Origin of the sequence: Martelella mangrovi (assembly GCF_040545495.1) — a bacterium.
GTDB lineage: Bacteria > Pseudomonadota > Alphaproteobacteria > Rhizobiales > Rhizobiaceae > Martelella > Martelella mangrovi.
The window spans coordinates 214613-231777 of the sequence record NZ_JBEPLY010000004.1 but is presented as its reverse complement, the minus strand read 5'-3'; the positions used below and the strand labels follow the sequence as shown (position 1 = coordinate 231777).

At 61.2% G+C, this 17165-nt stretch carries 12 protein-coding genes and 1 riboswitch; of the genes, 1 reads left to right on the top strand and 11 read right to left on the bottom strand.

The window, feature by feature from the left end; genetic code table 11:
- Positions 1-111 precede the first annotated feature (111 nt).
- The 11 genes from ABID12_RS07935 to metE all read right to left on the bottom strand — a co-directional run bounded on the left by ABID12_RS07935 (position 112) and on the right by metE (position 14116).
- On the bottom strand, positions 112-1470 hold the full coding sequence (locus ABID12_RS07935; RefSeq protein ID WP_354433761.1) for an enolase C-terminal domain-like protein: 1359 nt from the start codon (positions 1468-1470) through the stop codon (positions 112-114).
- 31 nt (positions 1471-1501) lie between these two features.
- Positions 1502-2170, bottom strand: a complete 669-nt coding sequence (locus ABID12_RS07930; RefSeq protein ID WP_354433760.1) for a TetR/AcrR family transcriptional regulator — start codon at positions 2168-2170, stop codon at positions 1502-1504.
- Between the two features lie 11 nt (positions 2171-2181).
- Positions 2182-3720 carry a tripartite tricarboxylate transporter permease gene (locus tag ABID12_RS07925; protein ID WP_354433759.1) on the bottom strand — a complete coding sequence of 513 codons (1539 nt, stop codon included), beginning with the start codon at positions 3718-3720 and terminating at the stop codon, positions 2182-2184.
- Entirely contained in the window at positions 3717-4217 is a 501-nt protein-coding gene (locus tag ABID12_RS07920) for a tripartite tricarboxylate transporter TctB family protein (RefSeq protein WP_354433758.1), read from the bottom strand. The genes ABID12_RS07925 and ABID12_RS07920 overlap by 4 nt, the downstream gene beginning before the upstream one ends.
- A gap of 136 nt (positions 4218-4353) precedes the next feature.
- The gene (locus tag ABID12_RS07915) at positions 4354-5364 is read right to left on the bottom strand and encodes a tripartite tricarboxylate transporter substrate binding protein (RefSeq protein ID WP_354433757.1); all 1011 of its coding nucleotides are present in this window, start codon (positions 5362-5364) and stop codon (positions 4354-4356) included.
- A gap of 158 nt (positions 5365-5522) precedes the next feature.
- The gene (locus ABID12_RS07910; protein ID WP_354433756.1) at positions 5523-6350 is read right to left on the bottom strand and encodes a sugar phosphate isomerase/epimerase family protein; all 828 of its coding nucleotides are present in this window, start codon (positions 6348-6350) and stop codon (positions 5523-5525) included.
- 4 nt (positions 6351-6354) lie between these two features.
- A complete protein-coding gene (locus ABID12_RS07905; protein ID WP_354433755.1) occupies positions 6355-7512 on the bottom strand; it encodes a dihydrodipicolinate synthase family protein in 1158 nt (385 codons plus the stop codon).
- Between the two features lie 2 nt (positions 7513-7514).
- Positions 7515-8669, bottom strand: coding sequence for a Gfo/Idh/MocA family protein (locus ABID12_RS07900; protein WP_354433754.1), 1155 nt, complete (start codon positions 8667-8669; stop codon positions 7515-7517).
- A gap of 426 nt (positions 8670-9095) precedes the next feature.
- Complete coding sequence (locus tag ABID12_RS07895; RefSeq protein ID WP_354433753.1) at positions 9096-10898, bottom strand: adenine deaminase; 1803 nt, start codon at positions 10896-10898, stop codon at positions 9096-9098.
- A 142-nt stretch (positions 10899-11040) separates the two neighbouring features.
- On the bottom strand, positions 11041-11655 hold the full coding sequence (locus ABID12_RS07890; protein ID WP_354433752.1) for a DsbA family protein: 615 nt from the start codon (positions 11653-11655) through the stop codon (positions 11041-11043).
- 139 nt (positions 11656-11794) lie between these two features.
- Positions 11795-14116, bottom strand: a complete 2322-nt coding sequence (metE, locus tag ABID12_RS07885; protein WP_354433751.1) for a 5-methyltetrahydropteroyltriglutamate--homocysteine S-methyltransferase — start codon at positions 14114-14116, stop codon at positions 11795-11797.
- Between the two features lie 111 nt (positions 14117-14227).
- Positions 14228-14449, bottom strand: a riboswitch (cobalamin riboswitch).
- Positions 14450-14710: 261 nt separating this feature from the next.
- Here metE and ABID12_RS07880 point away from each other — a divergent pair.
- Positions 14711-17155 carry a beta-mannosidase gene (locus tag ABID12_RS07880; protein ID WP_354433750.1) on the top strand — a complete coding sequence of 815 codons (2445 nt, stop codon included), beginning with the start codon at positions 14711-14713 and terminating at the stop codon, positions 17153-17155.
- Positions 17156-17165: the final 10 nt, after the last annotated feature.

Below are 17165 nucleotides of genomic sequence, written 5' to 3'. Positions count from 1 at the left end.
GATCTGTATATACGCTTACGCTTCGCGGTGAGGCAGTAGGGCAAAAGCAATGCCCCTATGCAAAAAACGCAAGGCTTCAGACCAGCGCCTTAATAATGAGCAGAATCGGTGTTATCGGCCGAAACCAGGGTGAAACAGCGAACCGATGGCAATGGTGCCGTCCTCAATGCGCAGGCCGATATGGCCGTTCACTTTCAGGTAGATATCCGGATGCCCGGCCAGAAGCCGGGCCTTTTCGAGATCGTCATAGCCCTGCAGGCCGCCGCCGAAATGGTGGCCGTTGCGCTCGACATCCCTGCAGCCGAGCGTGGCCGCCACGAGTGTATCCTGCTGCCAGCAGAGACCGGGCTGGCAGGTCAGATCTTCGGCCGAGATGAATAGCCGTTTGCCTTGCGCGCGTCCGGTCTGTACGCGGGCATAGTTGAGCAGGGCACGCAGAACGCCCTTGCAGCTCTTGATCGAGGTGCCCGACCAGCCGCGTTGCAGCGCGGTCGCAAAGGCGCCGTCATGATCGTCGCTCTCGTCGATGATCAGTGGAAAACGGCCAAGCTCGCGGGTGATGTCGAGCGTCAGCGCGGTTTCGCGCGCAAACGGCTGCTCGATGAACGCGATAGTTTGCCGGAAGGAACCGAGCGCATCATCGGCCAGCAACAGGTCGATGAAGGTGGCGAACCGGTCGGGCGTATATTGCTCGTTGGCGTCGAGCGTTACCCGCAGGTCGTCCATGCCGCCGATCAGCCGGGCGATTGCCGAAAGCCTGTCGATGTCGGACTGCGGATCGCCCTTCAGCTTGATCTTGAAAGCGCGGATACCGGTTGTGCGGATGATCGCTTCGAGACTGACCGGGAGGCCGTCATCCGGGGTGTCATCCCCGATCTCGGACTCTGTCAGCGGCGCATCGAAACCAACGGTCTGGCGCGGCGCGATTGCCGGCAGCGGGGTAATGGCGGAAAGCGCAGCCGTGATTGCCTGCGCCGTGATATCCGGCGCCTCCATGGTGGCAACGCCGAAGATGTCCTGTCGCGCGGCCTGGGCAAAATTGAGCCCGGTGGCAAGACAGAGCGCGTCGATCAGCGCCATTTCGACAAGGGCAGGGCCGAAATGGGCGGCAAGGCGCGGCGTGCCATCGGGCATGGCGGCTTCCACGGCAGCGCGCAACCGCGCGGTCGCGCCTGCGAGCGTTTCGCCGTCGATCGTCTCGGCCGCCTTGCAGGCCAGTTCCATCGAAAGACGCAGGTCGGCGACTGTCTGGTCATTGCTGCGCGTCGTGCGCTTGTCGAACCAGCGCGGCACCAGAAGCTGGGCGGAGCGCCCCTCCGCGCGGTGGCTGTTGACGGTGATTGCCAGCGACACGAAGCCCTGATCCGTATGGGTCACCACGGTATTGCCGAAGTGGAAGGGCAGGCGAAAACTGACCGGGCGTGTGGCAAAGGATATGGCATCGATCTTGAAACGCGGCGTTTCGCTCATTGGCATCTCCCCGAGGCCTGAAAATGTGTTGTCACGTTGCCTCGCCTTTCTGCTTCAGCCAGCAGATCACGGCTTCGGTCGCGCGATGCGCATGGGCGTTGAGGTTTTCTTCGCTGCCGTCAAAGCCGAAGACTTCCGCCAGTGTGAAACGGTTGGAAACCGGAAAATAGCAGAGCGAGGCAATCAACATGTAGACGTCCAGCGGCTTCGCCTGGCGCACAAAGACACCGTCTTTTCGACCGCGTTCGAGCACGTCGGACAGCTTGACCAGAAGCTTCGACTGGATTTCGCGACGGTCGCCGATGGCGCTGACGGAGGAGCCGTGACGCAGGTTTTCGGTGTTGAGCATGGTGATGAACCAGGGCCGGGTGCGGAAATGGGTCATGGTGAACATGACCAGCGCCCCGATGGCCTCTTCCGGCGTCAGCTCCTCGAGATGCAGCTGTTCCTCACCGGCGCGGATCTGCACATAGGCTTCGCGCAGCGCCGCTTTGTAGAGTTCGTCCTTGTCGCCGAAATAACCATAGAGCATCGGTTTCGACAGGCCTGCCTCGGCGGCAATGCGGTCGACGCGGGCGCCGTCATAGCCGACGGAGGAAAATTCATCGAGGGCGGCCTGCAAGATGGCTGCGCGCGAGGCTTCCGCATCGCGAACGCCGCGTCTTGTTTTCGTTGCCGCCGTTTTGCCGCCTCTTGCCACGCGCCGTCTCCTTACTCTGTGCCTTGCTCAACCTTGTTAGCATCGCCGTTGCGCCGTTTGAACTGGAACAGACGGCGGACAGGCGGGATGGAGAACAGGATAATCAATGCAATCAGAATTGCGAAACCGGCGGAAACGGGGCGGGTGAAAAAGGCTGTGAAGTCTCCGTTCGAAAGGATCAGGCCACGGCGCAGGCTCTTGTCGAGAAGGGCGCCGAGAATGATGCCGAGCACCAGCGGCGCCATCGGGTAGTTGAGGCGGCGGAGGATATAACCGCCGACACCGAAGGCGAACATGACCCAGATATCGAATATCCGCTGGGTCAGTGCATAGGGGCCGATGACGCAGAGGCAGAACACCATCGGCATCAGTATGGTGCGCGGTACCTTCAGCACGCGAACGAAAACGGGCGTCAGCGCCATGCCGAATATGCCCATGGCAAGCGTCGCGAAGATCAGCATCACGGCGATGGTGTAGATCATCTCCGGCTGATCGAACATGATCATCGGGCCGGGCCGCACGCCATGCAGGAAAAGTGCGGCAATCAGGACGGCGGCCGATGCGGAGCCGGGGACACCAAGCGTCAGCGTCGGGATCAGCGAGCCGGGCACGACCGCGGAATTGCCCGTCTCTGCAGCGATCAGGCCTTCCTGACTGCCCTTGCCGAATTCATCGCGCTCTTTCGAGTGGCGCTTGGCGGCGGCATAGGAGCCCCAGGCGCCGATATCCTCGCCGACGCCGGGAATGATGCCGACCAGCGTGCCGATCACGCCGCTCTCAAGGACCGTGCGCTTGTAGCGCCAGACGCTTGTGCCAAGTTCCCTGAGAGGTGCGCGCACCGATTTTTTCTCGACCATTTGCGCTTCCGGCAGGGTCATGGCGAACAGCACTTCGGCAAAACCGAACGCGCCAACCATCGCCGGTATGAGGTCGATCCCGCCATTCAGCTGCTGAATGTCGAAATTGAAGCGGACATAGGAATGAATGCCTTCCGAACCGATCATGGCGACCGAAAGGCCGATGAGACCGGCCATATAGCCCTTCAACGGTTCGCCGGAATGGGTCAGCTGACCGGAGATGATGATGCCGAACAGCGCCAGCCAGAAGAATTCATAGGAGCCGAAGCCAAAAGCCGCTTCGGCCAGCGGCGGCGCAATTGCAATCAGCATGATGATGCCGACCAGCGTGCCGAGCATGGATCCGAGCGTGGCAATCGCCATGGCAAGGCTGCCCTTGCCCTTGCGCACCAGCGGAAAACCGTCGAGCGCGGTGGCCGCACTTGCCGGCGTTCCGGGAATATTGAGCAGGATGGCGCTGCGCGAGCCGCCGTAGATCGCGCCGACATACATGCAGATCAGCACCAGAATGGCCGCATCGCGATCGAGCGAATAGGTCAGCGTGGTCAGAAGGGCAACGCCCATCGTCGCCGTCAGTCCGGGAAGCGCGCCGACGAAAATGCCGAGCAGCGTCGCCCAGACGACATTGAACAGCATCATCGGCGTTGAAAGGTTTGCAAAAGCGGAGAGCAGCGCGTCGATAACTGAGGTCATGGCAGGCGCACCAGAAACAGGTCTTCAAAGAGGAATGAAACAGCGCCACCGAAGACAACGGCAATCACGACGGCGCGGGTGATGGTGATCGCGAGTTTTCGCTTCGTCATGCGCAGTGAAAGCTCGAAAATCAGCATGAAACCGGTAATGAACAGGCTGCTTGCCACCCAGAAATGCACGCGCCCGACCAGAAACAATGCGTAAAATGCGCAGATTGCGATCAGCAGTGCGAGGCGTGCCAGTTCCTTGACGGTGACCAGACCGCCGGCAACCCCTTCGATCTCGGCGTCACCCCGGCGATAAAGCCCGATGAGCTGCAGGGCAGCGACAATCGCAATGGCAAGGCCCAGCACCATGGGCAGGAGACCCGGAATGCTGGCCGGATGGATCTGGCGCACTTCCAGCCGGTCCATTGTGAAGCCGCCGATAAATTCGGCGATGCCAACGGCCAGCAGAATGGTCGAAACGGCGAGATCGACTGTTTTGATCTTCAGCATGGGGCGCGCCCCTCAATGAATTGAGAATGTTTGGGCAGAAGCGCAGTTTGCGTTCCCGCGCGAAATGGGTCTGCATGTCATCCCGCCCCGGCTCCTGTTTGAAAAAGAGGCGGGGCAGGGTGTTCGCATACTGCGATTATTTGCAGGTCAGGCCGACTTCGGACGGGTCCATGACGGCTTCGCCGCGTTCCTTCATCGCGCAGGCTTCCATGGTCGCCACCGGCACGGCACGGGCGCGGGCCTCGTCGCCATAGCTGGGTGCAAACATCGCGCCACGCTGGTTGGCATAGTGTTTCAGCGCATCCGCATTCATCACCTTGTCGGCCCAGACGGCGTCGACCGTGTCATAGACTTCCTGCGGTGCACCTGCCGGGATGAAGACGCCGAAATAGTCGGGCGCGACGTCAATATCGAGCCATTCGGTAATCGGCGGGATCGGATCAAGACCTTCGATTTCAAGCGCGGTGTCGGAGAGAACCGCCAGCGGACGCAGGCGTCCGGCCTTGATCATTTCCGTCTGTTCCACCGCCAGCTGGGTGGTCATGTCGACCTCGCCGGATGCGGCCGCGATAACCGCCGGATTGCCGCCGTCATAGGCGACCATGCGGGCCGTCATTTCGCCATCCAACGCATCCTTGATGGTCGAATAGGCCGTGCCGCCGGAAGAGGTCACGCCTGCCGTGCTGACGGTCACATCACCGGTCTTCATGGCATCCAGCAATGCACCGAAATCCTCGTAGGGGGCATTGGCGTTGACGGAGATCAGCGGCGCATTGGCGACATGAAGATAAATCCGATAATCATCGATATTCGAACTGTCGAGCAGGCCGGAAACGGCATAGGTGGCGTTGTTGGCAATCGCGTTTGCCGTCCAGGTGTAGCCGTCGCGCGGAGCGTCGAGTGCGGCCTTGGTGCCGATCGAACCGGACGCGCCCGGCTGGTTGACGACGACGACTTCGGTGCCGAGCGCTTCTTCAAGGATCGGCGCGACGACGCGGGTGACCTGATCGGTCGAGCCGCCGGCCGACCACGGCACGATGATGTTGATGGGGCGGTCGGGCTGCCAGGTCTCGGCGCCGGCGCTGCCTGCCGCAACGACGGCGAATGCGGCCGCGGAAACGGCCAGCTTCAAAACGTTGGTATTCATAGTCTCCTCCCTTGACGACCGGATGGTCGGTTGAACGCGCCGGGTTTGTCGCCGGCGCGGCGAATGCGCTGGTTTCCTGGCTGGTCAGCCGCCCGGGACTCCTCTTTCCCGGTTTGCGGCGTGCTGCCACCTGCCTGCGCGGTCAGGCATGTCTTCTGTCAGCAGGAACTGGCGGCCCGCGCGATGATCATCTCCATCACCTCGTCCGGATCGCGCTTCCACCAGTTCTCTGCGGAAAATATCTCCACTTCATTGAGGCCCGAAAAACCTTGCGCCTCGACGGCCTGGCGCAGGTCCGGGATGTCTATCACGCCGTCACCCATCATGCCGCGGTCGTTCAGCATATCTGCCGTCGGCACCAGCCAGTCGCACAGATGAAAAGCCATCAGCCGGTCGTTGCCCGCGCGCGCGATCTGGTCCTTCACCGCCGGGTCCCACCAGATGTGATAGACGTCGGCGGCAACGCCGATGCCGTCGCCGAGCCGGTCGCAGATATCGAGCGCCTGGGCCATGGTGTTCACCGCCGCGCGGTCGGCGGCATACATGGGGTGGAGCGGCTCGATGGCGATTTTCACGCCGACGCTGCGGGCATAGTCGAGCGTGTTTGCAAGGCCGTCCTCGATCATGGCGCGGGCACCGGCAAGGTCGCGGCTTCTGGGCGAAAGCCCGCCGACGACCATGACCAGGCAAGCCGCGCCGATGGTGGCCGCCTCATCCACGGCCTTGCGGTTGTCGTCGATAACGGCGTTCGTCAGCGCGCCTTCGGCCGTGTACCAGCCGCCGCGGCAAAGGCCGGAAACAGCAAGGCCCGCCTCGCGGATCTGGCGTGCGGCCTTTTCCGCGCCGAGCGCCTGCAACTGGTCGCGCCAGGGCGAAACGCCGCCGAAGCCGTGACGGGCCGCGCCGTCAATCGCCTTGTCCAGCGTCCATTGCGGCCGTGTGGTGGCGGTGTTCAGCGAAAGCCGTTCGGGGGTAATCGTATCCATGGGCTCACACTCCGACGCCGTAAGTTGCCATCACCCGCGCCGTGCGAGTTGCGGCCATGTCTGCATCGGCAATCAGCCCGGCCTTGTCGGCAAGGCGGACCACGTCAGCGAGATGCTGTGCGGAACGGGCGCTCTGCTGGCCGCCAAGCATGGTGAAATGATCCTGATGACCCATCAGATAGGCGAGGAACACCACGCCGGTCTTGTAATAGCGCGTCGGCGCCTTGAAGATATGGCGCGACAGCGGCACGGTCGGTTCCATCACCGCGCCCCAGCGCTGCATATCGTCCTTTGCAAGGGCGGCAAGCCCGGTGGCGGCCACCGGCGCAATCGGATCGAAAATACCGAGCAGCGCATGGCTGTAGCCCTGATCGTCGCCGGCAATCAGTTCGGGATAGTTGAAGTCATCGCCGGTATACATTTTGACACCTGCCGGCAGGCGGCGGCGCATGGCGATTTCCTTTTCTGCCGAAAGCAGCGAAATCTTGATGCCGTCGACCTTGTCGGCATTATCCTCGATCACCTTCAGGCAGGTCTCCATCGCCGCCATATGGTCGGTGCTGGCCCAGTAGCCTTCGAGCGCCGGATCGAACATCTCGCCGAGCCAGTGCAGCACGGCCGGTTGTTTCAGGCCGGAGAGAATGCGGCCGTAGACACGGGCATAATCGTCGGCGCTTTTCGCCACCTCGCACAGCGCGCGAGAGGCCATCAGGATGACCTGCCCGCCGGTTGCTTCCACCGCTTCGCACTGCATTTCATAGGCCGCGATCACGTCATCGACGGTCCTGGCATCGGCCGGATCGAGATGATCGGTGCCCGCGCCGCAGGCGATCGAGTGGCCGCCGGCCTTTGCGTCTTTCACCGAGCGCTGGATCAGTTCCAGCGAGGTCGGCCAGTCCATGCCCATGCCGCGCTGGGCGGTGTCCATGGCTTCTGCCACGCCGAAACCGAGCGACCAGAGATGCTGACGGAAGGCGAGCGTTTTTTCCCAGTCGACATTGCAATCGGACCAGGGATTGTTGTCGGCAAGCGGATCGACAACCACATGGGCGGCGGCAAACACCTTGCGGTTCCAGTCTCCCTTGTCGCCAGCAACGGGCGCGCCGGAAAAGCTGAAGGTCTCGATCCCGCCGGACGCGGTCGGAAGCTTGATGGCGGTCATGATCAGATCCCCAGGTCTTCGAGATCAACCCAGCGGCGTTCGCGCGCACTTTGGTAGCCGGCCTCGGCAAGCTGCACGCCCTTGGCGCCCTCGGTCAGGGTGTAGGCCCACGGCCCGTCTTCCAGAACGTGACGCAGGAACTGCTCCCACTGCACCTTGAAGCCGTTGTCGAACACGGTGTTGTCCGGCACTTCCTGCCAGTCATCGAAGAAATCGAGTTTCTGCGGTTCGTCCGGGTTCCAGACCGGCTTCGGCGTATTGGCGCGGTGCTGGCTGTAGCATTTGTGCAGGCCGGCAACGGCGGAGCCATGGGTGCCGTCGATCTGGAAGGTCACCAGATCGTCGCGGCGCACGCGGGTGCACCAGCTTGAATTGATATGGGCGACGATATCGCCCTCGAGCTGGAAGGTGGCATAGGCGGCGTCATCGGCGGTTGCCTGATATTCTTCGCCCTCTTCGTCATAGCGCGTCGGGATGTGGGTTGCGGTGGTGCAGGACACGGATTTGACCGGCGCCACCACATTGTCGAGCACATAACGCCAGTGGCACAGCATGTCCGACACCATGCCGCCGCCATCGGCTGCGCGGTAGTTCCAGCTCGGCCGCTGCGCCGGCTGGTCCTCGCCGGTGAACACCCAGTAGCCGAACTCACCCTTGACCGAGAGGATCTTGCCGAAAAAGCCGTTGTCGCGCAGGCGCTTCAGCTTGACGAGGCCGGGCAGGTCGAGCTTGTCATGGACGATACCGTTCTTGACGCCCTTTTCCTTGGCATAGCGGGCAATCGCGACCGCTTCCTCAAGACCTTCGGAAACCGGCTTTTCGGAATAGACATGCTTGCCCGCATCAATCGCCTTTTTCAGCAGCGTCGGCCGCAGCTTGGTCGAAGCGGCATCAAAGAAAATGATGTTGTAGGGATCGGCAAGGGCGACATCGAGATCGGTCGTATAACGCGCGACGCCATGGCGCTTCGCCAGTTCCTCGATCTTTGCGGCATTACGGCCGACAATGATCGGATCCGGTATCACCTTCGAGCCGTCCTTCAGGCGAAGCCCGCCCTGATCACGAATGGCCAGAACCGAACGGATCAAATGCTGGTTCATCCCCATGCGACCGGTGACGCCATGCATGATGATCCCGATACGATTGGTATCAGACATAAAATTCCTCCCATCAACTTGCTTATTACCTACCAGTTAGTAATAAAGTGGTCAAGGACGGGCAAGGGGAAAATTTAGGTGTTGGTTCGGAGCGTTCTGGAGGGCTATTGGAATGACGCGCGGATGTGACGCAAGGCGGTTTCCTCCTTCTCCGTGTCATCCTCGGGCTTGACCCTAGGATCCGAGCACCTGGTCCTACGACTGGCGTCTGCGGCTATCGTTAAGTCCTTGCAATGTCTTACTAAAAGTCCGCCATCGCTTCCCGCTACAATGATTGGATCCTCGGGTCAAGCCCGAGGATGACGCCAGTAGGATGGGCCGGGGAAGCCTGAAAGCGAAAACCCAAAAAGCCAAAAAGAAAATCCTGGCGGAAGGGGAGGTAACGGGGCCTTCGGCGGAAATGATCTGACCGAAGCCCCCGCCCGTTCAAACCTTCTCGAACAGGTCGATCACCTTCATCTCCGGCACCAGAACCAGTCCCTTGTCGGTGATGCGGATCTCGGGGATGACGGAGAGCGGGATGAGGTTGAAGCCCATATAGGGGATGGAGCAGCCGGCTTCTTCCCATTCGAGCTTCAGCACGCGCACGGCGTCGGCGACATCGTCGATGCGCTTGTCGGACAGAAGCCCGGCAATCGGCAGTTCGACCATGGCGCGGACCTTGCCTTCATCGACCACGCAGACGCCGCCCTGGCTTTCCTCGATGGCCCTGAGCGCCACCTGCATATCGGCCTCATTGGTGCCGGCGATGATGATGTTGTGGCTGTCATGGCCGACGGAGGAGGCAACCGCGCCGCGTTTCAGCGAGAAATCGGAGAGCAGGCCATGGGCGACATTGCCGTCGGACTTGCCGTGGCGCTCGATCACCGAGACGAAGCAGAGATTGTGCCGGTCGAAATGCTGCTGCCAGTCATTGGCATGTTCCAGTTCAACCGTGTCATGGATCAGCGTGATGCCCGGCAGTTCGGTGCGGATGCAATGGGCGAGGACCCGCTCGGTTGGAAGATCCGGCGTGAGCTTGATTTCCTTCGGCAGCTTCACCGTGTGGTAGGCGGCGTCGGGATAGCGGTAGCGCTCGGAAAGCGTCTCGTCGAGCAGCGATGTCACCTTCTCGTCTTCCACCACAAGCTCGCCGCCATACCAGGTGTTGACGGGTTTCAGCGTGTCGTCGAGCAGCACGATGTCGGCGCGCCTGCCGCCGCCAAGCCCGCCGATCTCATCACCCATGCCGAAGCGCGTCGCGCCGTGGAGCGAGCCCATCGACCACGCCTGTTCCGGTTTCATCCCGGCCTTGACGGCCTGGCGCGTCACCCAGTCCTGGCCGAACATCAGCAGATCGTCGGCGTCGCGGTCGTCAGTGCACACCGCCACGCGCTTGTGCGAGGCGCCGAGTTCGGTCACGGCCTTGATCGCCTCCGGCAGCGAATGCCAGGGCGTTGTCGGCGGTCCGCCACGCAGGAAAATCCACACACCGGCTTCCAGAAGATCATTGGCGATCTCCCGGTCGATGGCCTCATGGGTATCGGTCACGCCGGCTGCCGCATAGGCGGCAACGAATTCGCGGCCGTAGACATGGCCTGAAACGGGGCGGCCGCGCTTCAGCGATTCGGCGATGATCGCATGCGAGCGTTCGTCGCTCATGGCCACGGGCACGAAGTCCATCTTTTCGCCAAGGGCGACGGCTTCCGGCCATTTGTCGAAGATCTTTGCGATCTTGTCCGGCGTCAGATCGCCGCCGGCCGTTTCCATTTCCGCGCTGGTGGCCGGGACCGTGCTCGGCACGGTCAGGAAGATCGACAGCGGCGCCTGGCGGGCATCTTCCAGCATCGCCTCCACGCCGGCCACATCCATGACATTGCCGATCTCGTGGCTGTCGCAGAAGATCGTCGTGGTGCCGTTCAAAAGCGCCGCCTCGGCATAGGCGCAGGCCGTCACCATGCTTGATTCGATATGAAGATGCGGGTCGACAAGGCCGGGCGCGACAATGCCGCCTTTGGCATCATAAACCTCTGCCGCCTTGCCGCGATGGGCGCCGGCATGTTTCACCGCGGCGATGCGCCCGCCCGAAATCCACAGTTCCCGGTCATCCAGCATGCGTTCCGAATAGGTTGAAAGCACCCGCGCGCCGGTGATGACGAGATCCGGATCGCTGCGGCCGGAAGCGACATCGGCAAGCTGCCGGGTCATGTCGGAAAGAGGAGAAACGGAAAAGCGTGTCAGCTTGTTCATGATGGGCTTTCATACTGGTCAATGTGGCGTGCGGATCGGCCTGTTCATGCCGAAGAATCCGCCTGTGCCCGAAGCTAACGGCAGTGTGAAATGCGGTCCAGAGATTTCTTGAAAACGTCGTTTCAAGGCAGTTTTGCTGCGTTCAGCCCGCCGACCGTGCCTGGGCGATGGCCGATTCCAGCATGATCCTGTCGAGAATGCCCGGATAAACCGTCCGGCCGATCACATAGGACGGCGTGCCGTTGAACTGGAAGGCCTCGGCCTGATGATAATTGCGGTCGAGCAGGTCGGAAATTTTCTTCTCGTTGTCCTTCACCGCCGCGGCAATGGCATCGAAATCGAGGCCCGCGTCGGTCAGCAGCGTTTCGACCCGTTCATGGGTCAGGCGCGCGCCTTTTGCCGCCATCAGCGTATCGAGCGCGGTTTCGTATTCACCAAGGGCGGCAGCGCCCTGAACGGCCTGCGCGGCATAAACGGAAACGTCGCCGAAAATCGGCCAGTCCTTCATCACCAGTTTGACATTGCCATCCTTGGCGACGACATCGCGCACCATCGGATAATCGCGCTTGCAATAGGTGCACTGGAAATCGAAATATTCGACAACGGTGACATCGCCGTCCGGATTGCCGAGGACGGGGGCATTCGGATCGGAAAACACGTTTTCCGGCGAGGGCTCATGGGCATATGCGCCGATCGGAAACAGCGCAAGGCCCGAGCCTGCAAGCATGCCTTTCAAAATGGTGCGGCGGTCCGTCATGCCGGTCTCCTTGATTCTGATCCGGCTTAGTATAGGGGACGGCGCCATCCTGCCACCCATCAATTTTGCGCGAGCGCGCCCTCCTCAAACGCGAGCGTGCCGCCGGCCCCAAAAGGGCCGGGGCGTTTTGCAAGGCCGTTCAGCCGCGCAGGGCTTTTGCGGCTTCGACCATATTGACCAGCGCCGGTTTGACCTCGGCCCAGCCGCGCGTCTTCAGGCCGCAATCGGGGTTGATCCAGATCTGGCGGTCATCAAGCCGCTTGCGGGCGAGCGACAGCAGCTCGGTCATCTCGCCTGTTGCTGGAATGCGGGGCGAGTGGATGTCATAAACACCGGGCCCGATTTCGCTTGGATAGTCGAAGGCGGTGAAGACATCGAGCAGTTCCATCTTCGAGCGCGAGGTCTCGATGGAAATCACATCCGTATCCATCGCTGCAATCGCATCGATGATGTCGTTGAACTCCGAATAGCACATATGGGTGTGGATCTGGGTTTCATCCGCAACCCCCGAGGACGAAAGCCTGAAGGCGTCGATTGCCCAGTCGAGATAGGTCTTCCACTCCGATTTGCGCAGCGGCAGGCCTTCGCGCAGGGCGGCTTCGTCAATCTGGATAATGGCAGCGCCTGCGGTTTCCAGATCGACAACCTCGTCACGGATGGCAAGCGCGATCTGGGCGCAGGTCTGCGAACGGGGGATATCGTCGCGCACGAACGACCAGTTGAGGATGGTGACCGGACCGGTCAGCATGCCCTTGACCGGTTTTTCGGTCTTCGACTGCGCAAACCGCCACCAGTCGACCGTCATCGGCGCGGGCCGGGAAACGTCGCCGAAGATCACCGGCGGGCGGACATAGCGTGAGCCGTAGCTCTGCACCCAGCCATGCTTGGTGAAGGCGAAGCCGGAGAGTTTTTCGCCGAAATACTGGACCATGTCATTGCGCTCGAATTCGCCATGAACCAGCACGTCGAGGCCGATGTCTTCCTGAAAGCGGATCGCCTTTTCCGTCTCGGTCTGAAGAAAGCCGTCATAGGCCGCCCGGTCGAGATCGCCGCGATTGAAGGCTGCGCGGGATTTGCGGACTTCGCTGGTCTGCGGGAAGGAACCGATTGTCGTCGTCGGAAACAGCGGCAATCCAAGCTTCATGCGCTGAAGGGCAATGCGGTCGGAAAAGCGGCTTTTGCGCTTGCGGTCGTTTTCGCTGACGGCGGCAAGCCGGGCGGCAACCGCATCATTGTGGACGCGCGGCGAACGGCTGCGCGCGGCAAGGGCGTTGCCGGCAGCCGCAAGCGCCTCGTCAATCGCTTCGCCGCCAAGCCCGCGGGCCAGGGCGGAAAGCTCTTCGAGCTTCTGGACCGCGAAGGACAGCCAGCTTTTCAGTTCCGGATCGAGTTCGGTTTCCAGCGCGACATCGATCGGCACATGGAGAAGCGAGCAGGACGGTGCGATCTGAACCTTGTCCGCGCCGCGCGCCTCGATCACCGGACGCAGCCGCTCGAGAAGTGCGGGAAGGTCTGCCCGCCAGATGTTGCGTCCGTCGATGACGCCAAGCGAAAGCACCTGTTCGGGCGCGGCCTTTGCGAGAATGCCATCCAGCGCATCAGGCGCGCGTTTGAGATCGAAATGCAGACCGGCAACGGGCAGGTTCAGTGCCGTCTGCGCATTGTCGCCGAGGTCGCCGAAATAGCTGGCGAGCATGAGCTTCAGCGCCGGTACGGCCTTGGTGAGGACGTCATAGGCGTTTTCGAAAGCTGCACGTTCATCGTCCGTCAGGTCGAGCACCAACGCGGGTTCGTCGATCTGCACCCATTCTGCGCCTGCTTCATGGAGCCTGATGAGCAGCTCGGTATAGACCGGCAGAAGACGCGGCAGCAGCGTGACCGGTTCGAAATCGGATCCCCGCGCCTTGGCGAGTTTCAGGAAGGTGACGGGGCCGAGAATGACCGGACGCGTTTCGATGCCCAGCGCCCTGGCTTCAAGGTAGTGATCGACCGGCTTGGTCGAGGACAGTGCAAAGGTCTGATATTCCGTCAGTTCGGGCACGAGATAGTGGTAGTTGGTGTCAAACCACTTGGTCATTTCCAGCGCGCGCACGTCGCGCCCGTGTCCGGCATGGCCGCAACCGGCATCGTCAGCGCTCGTCTGTGCGCCGCGCGCCATGGCAAAATAGGTTTCAAGCGAGACGTCACCGCCGGTCCAGCCATATTCCTGCGGAATTGCGCCGACCATGACCGCGGTGTCGAGCACATGGTCGTAGAGCGAGAAATCATTCGACGGGATCACATCGATCCCTTTTTCTTGTTGCAGGCGCCAGTTCTTGCGGCGCAGATGTTCGGCCGTATCGAGAAGTTCGGCAGCGCCGGATTTGCCGGACCAGCAGGATTCCAGCGCGAATTTCAGTTCACGTCGTGCGCCGATGCGCGGAAAGCCGAGGCTTGCGACGGCAGGTTTCGTATTTGGCATTTCATACCCCAGACAAAGTTGGGGGCATGGGTTGGCGGAAAGCATGAGAAAACACCGCGGGAGTGACCTCCCACGCCGGTTTCGCAGCACCACCGGGACACCCCGCCCGTGGACAGTTACAAGGCTCTGGCAGGTCTCCTGGCTTGCGGGTCGGCGCGCCTTTCCGTCTTCCCGGTTGCCCAGTGACGATGTGGAAAGGCACTCTCCGCTTACAGTTGCGGGGGCAGCTCCGGAATTGCCGCTGACAATGATGTCGCACAGCGCACCGGATTCCCTCTTGGCGCGGGGATGGGCATCAACCCATCACAGCGAACCAGAGCGGATGCAGTGTTATCCGACCGGTATCGATTGTCAATTGATATAAAGATATATTTATATAATTAATTCGTTATGTCATTACGAGTGTCTTTTGGGACTTTGGTCTCTGTGGTCGGTCGCCGATTGCGCAAAACTCTGGCGAAAAGTTCACGCATATTGCCGGTTAGGCGTTTCGCACGATGCCTGAAAAAGGCTAAAAGGCGAGCGGGAAGACGGTCGGTTTGTGCGCAATTCTCCGCGTGGGGCGACCGAGAGCAACAGGGAAGACGGAACATCATGGCAAATGTCGCAGAAACGATCATTCTCAACGACGGCTGGACGGCGACGTGCGACGACGCAGACGTCGCAGTCGAACTGAACGTTCCGGGCGATGTTCATTCCGCCCTGCTTGCCGCAGGCAAGATCGAAGATCCCTACTGGCGTGACAATGAAACCCTGACGGACTGGGTGCACCGTTCGGTCTGGACCGCAAAACGGTCGTTCAATCTGGAAAGCATGGACAACGGGCACTTCACGTTGCGTTTCGAAAGCGTCGATTGCCTCGCCGAAGTGCGTATCAACGGCAAACCGGTCGGGCACTGCGAGAGCCAGTTCCTGCGCTATGACTTCGACATCACCGGCTTTTTGCGCGAAGGCGAAAACCTCATCGAAGTGACATTCCTGTCCAATTCCCTGGAAGCTGCAAAAAGGGCGGAAATCTCCGATTTCCCGATGCCGTTTTCGACCAATAGCCGCATCGGTCACCTGAATTTCCTGCGCAAGACGCAGTGCCATGGCGGCTGGGACTGGGGGATCGCGCTGTGCCCGCTCGGTTTTTACGGCGATATCGCGCTTGTGCGCACCGGATCGATCCGTCTCGATGATGTGGCCATCCGTCAGCGTCACGAAGATGGCGCCGTGGAACTGGATGTGACGCTCCACGCCTTTGCCTTCGCGCCGGCGGTCGAAGACGCCATCGTGGAAATCGATGGCCACCGGGCAACTGCGACGCTTCATGCCTTTCCCGGTGAAAATCGTGTGACCGTGACGGCCCGGGTGGAAAGCCCGCGCCTGTGGTGGCCGGCCGGTCATGGCGAGCAGGCATTTTATGACCTGTCCGTTTCGCTTGGCGGCCAGACACGGGATTTCCGCATTGGCCTTAGAGATGTCGCGTTGCTGACCGACGAAGACGAGATCGGCAACCGCTTTGCGTTCAAGGTCAACGACCGCGAGATCTTCATGAAGGGCGCCAACTGGATCCCCGGCGACGCGCTGCCCGAACGCGCTACACCCGAACAGGTGCGCGACCTTCTGCAGTCGGCTGTCGACGCCAATATGAACATGATCCGCATCTGGGGCGGCGGGCAGTATGAAGCCGACTGGTTCTATGAACTGTGCGACGAACTCGGCCTGATGATCTGGCACGATTTTATGTTCGCCTGCAATCTTTACCCCGCTCATGAGCGGCACTGGCTCGATCTGGTGCGCAAGGAAGCGCGCCAGCAATTGCGCAGGCTTTCGCGTTTTGCGGCAATGGCATTGTGGTGCGGCGACAACGAACTGGTCGGCGCCCTGACCTGGTACAAGGAGAGCCTTGAGAACCGCGACCGTTATCTGGCGATCTATGATCGGTTGAACCATGCGCTGGAAGAAGCGGTGGAGGATGAGGATGTCGGTCTGCCGTTCCGTCCCTCATCGCCCTCCGTCGGTCGTCTCGATTTCGGCGACGGCTGGCATGTGGACACGTCCGGCGACATGCATTTCTGGGATGTCTGGCACTCGGCGAAGGATTTCGAGCACTACCGCACCGTCAGGCCGCGCTTCTGCTCGGAATTCGGTTTCCAGTCCTTCCCGTCCATGCGGGTGATCAGGAGCTTCACCGATGAGGAAGACCGGAATGTCTCCTCCGCCGTTCTGGATGTTCATCAGCGCAATGAGGGTGGCAATAGCCGGATTGTCGAAACCATTGCCCGCTATTTCCGCTTTCCCGACAGTTTCGAGGATATGGTTTACCTCAGCCAGCTCGGGCAGGGGCTGGCCATGAAGACGGCAATCGAATTCTGGCGGGCCAACAGGCCGCGCACCATGGGCACGCTGTTCTGGCAGTTGAACGACACCTGGCCGGTGGCAAGCTGGTCGAGCCTTGAATATGGCGGTGGCTGGAAGACCACGCAGTATCTCGCCCGCCGTTTTTTTGCCGATCTGATGGTGACCGCCCAGCCGGACCCCGATACCGGCGCGATCACGCTGCTGGCCGTTTCCGACAAGACCGATGATACGCCGGTCACGGTCCGGCTGCGCAGCGTCGATGCGACATCCGGCAAGGTCGCCGAGCTCGGCGATTATCCGGTGGCGGCGAAGGCTGCCGGTGTTGTCGAAGTGGCGCGCATCCGGCCGGAAACCCTGGAAGAAAGCGCCTTTCTGGTCTTCGATTGGCGCGATCAGTCCGGCAATGTGCTTGGCGAGAACGAATATCTGCCGAAACGGCCGAAGGCCTATCGCTTTGCCCCGCCTCAAATCGAGACGGCGGCGGAGACAGCCGATAATGGCGAACGTCGCGTCACGTTGACGAGCGATCGCCCCGCGCTCTACGTGACCTATGGCCACGGCGATGACGATATCTATTCCGACAACTGCTTCACGCTTTTGCCCGGCGAGCCGAAGGTGATCACCGTCACACGCAAGCGGCGCTCGCACCTGCCGGATGACGGCACACCGATTGTCAGCTATCTTCGGGGCTGAGACGGGAAAC

Excerpts from the sequence above, each read along its gene's own strand:
- ABID12_RS07935 (WP_354433761.1), bottom strand. The coding sequence starts at position 1,470 with ATGAGCGAAACGCCGCGTTTCAAGATCGATGCCATATCCTTTGCCACA.
- ABID12_RS07925 (WP_354433759.1), bottom strand. The coding sequence starts at position 3,720 with ATGACCTCAGTTATCGACGCGCTGCTCTCCGCTTTTGCAAACCTTTCA.
- ABID12_RS07920 (WP_354433758.1), bottom strand. The coding sequence starts at position 4,217 with ATGCTGAAGATCAAAACAGTCGATCTCGCCGTTTCGACCATTCTGCTG.
- ABID12_RS07915 (WP_354433757.1), bottom strand. The coding sequence starts at position 5,364 with ATGAATACCAACGTTTTGAAGCTGGCCGTTTCCGCGGCCGCATTCGCC.
- ABID12_RS07910 (WP_354433756.1), bottom strand. The coding sequence starts at position 6,350 with ATGGATACGATTACCCCCGAACGGCTTTCGCTGAACACCGCCACCACA.
- ABID12_RS07905 (WP_354433755.1), bottom strand. The coding sequence starts at position 7,512 with ATGACCGCCATCAAGCTTCCGACCGCGTCCGGCGGGATCGAGACCTTC.
- ABID12_RS07900 (WP_354433754.1), bottom strand. The coding sequence starts at position 8,669 with ATGTCTGATACCAATCGTATCGGGATCATCATGCATGGCGTCACCGGT.
- ABID12_RS07895 (WP_354433753.1), bottom strand. The coding sequence starts at position 10,898 with ATGAACAAGCTGACACGCTTTTCCGTTTCTCCTCTTTCCGACATGACC.
- ABID12_RS07890 (WP_354433752.1), bottom strand. The coding sequence starts at position 11,655 with ATGACGGACCGCCGCACCATTTTGAAAGGCATGCTTGCAGGCTCGGGC.
- metE (WP_354433751.1), bottom strand. The coding sequence starts at position 14,116 with ATGCCAAATACGAAACCTGCCGTCGCAAGCCTCGGCTTTCCGCGCATC.
- ABID12_RS07880 (WP_354433750.1), top strand. The coding sequence starts at position 14,711 with ATGGCAAATGTCGCAGAAACGATCATTCTCAACGACGGCTGGACGGCG.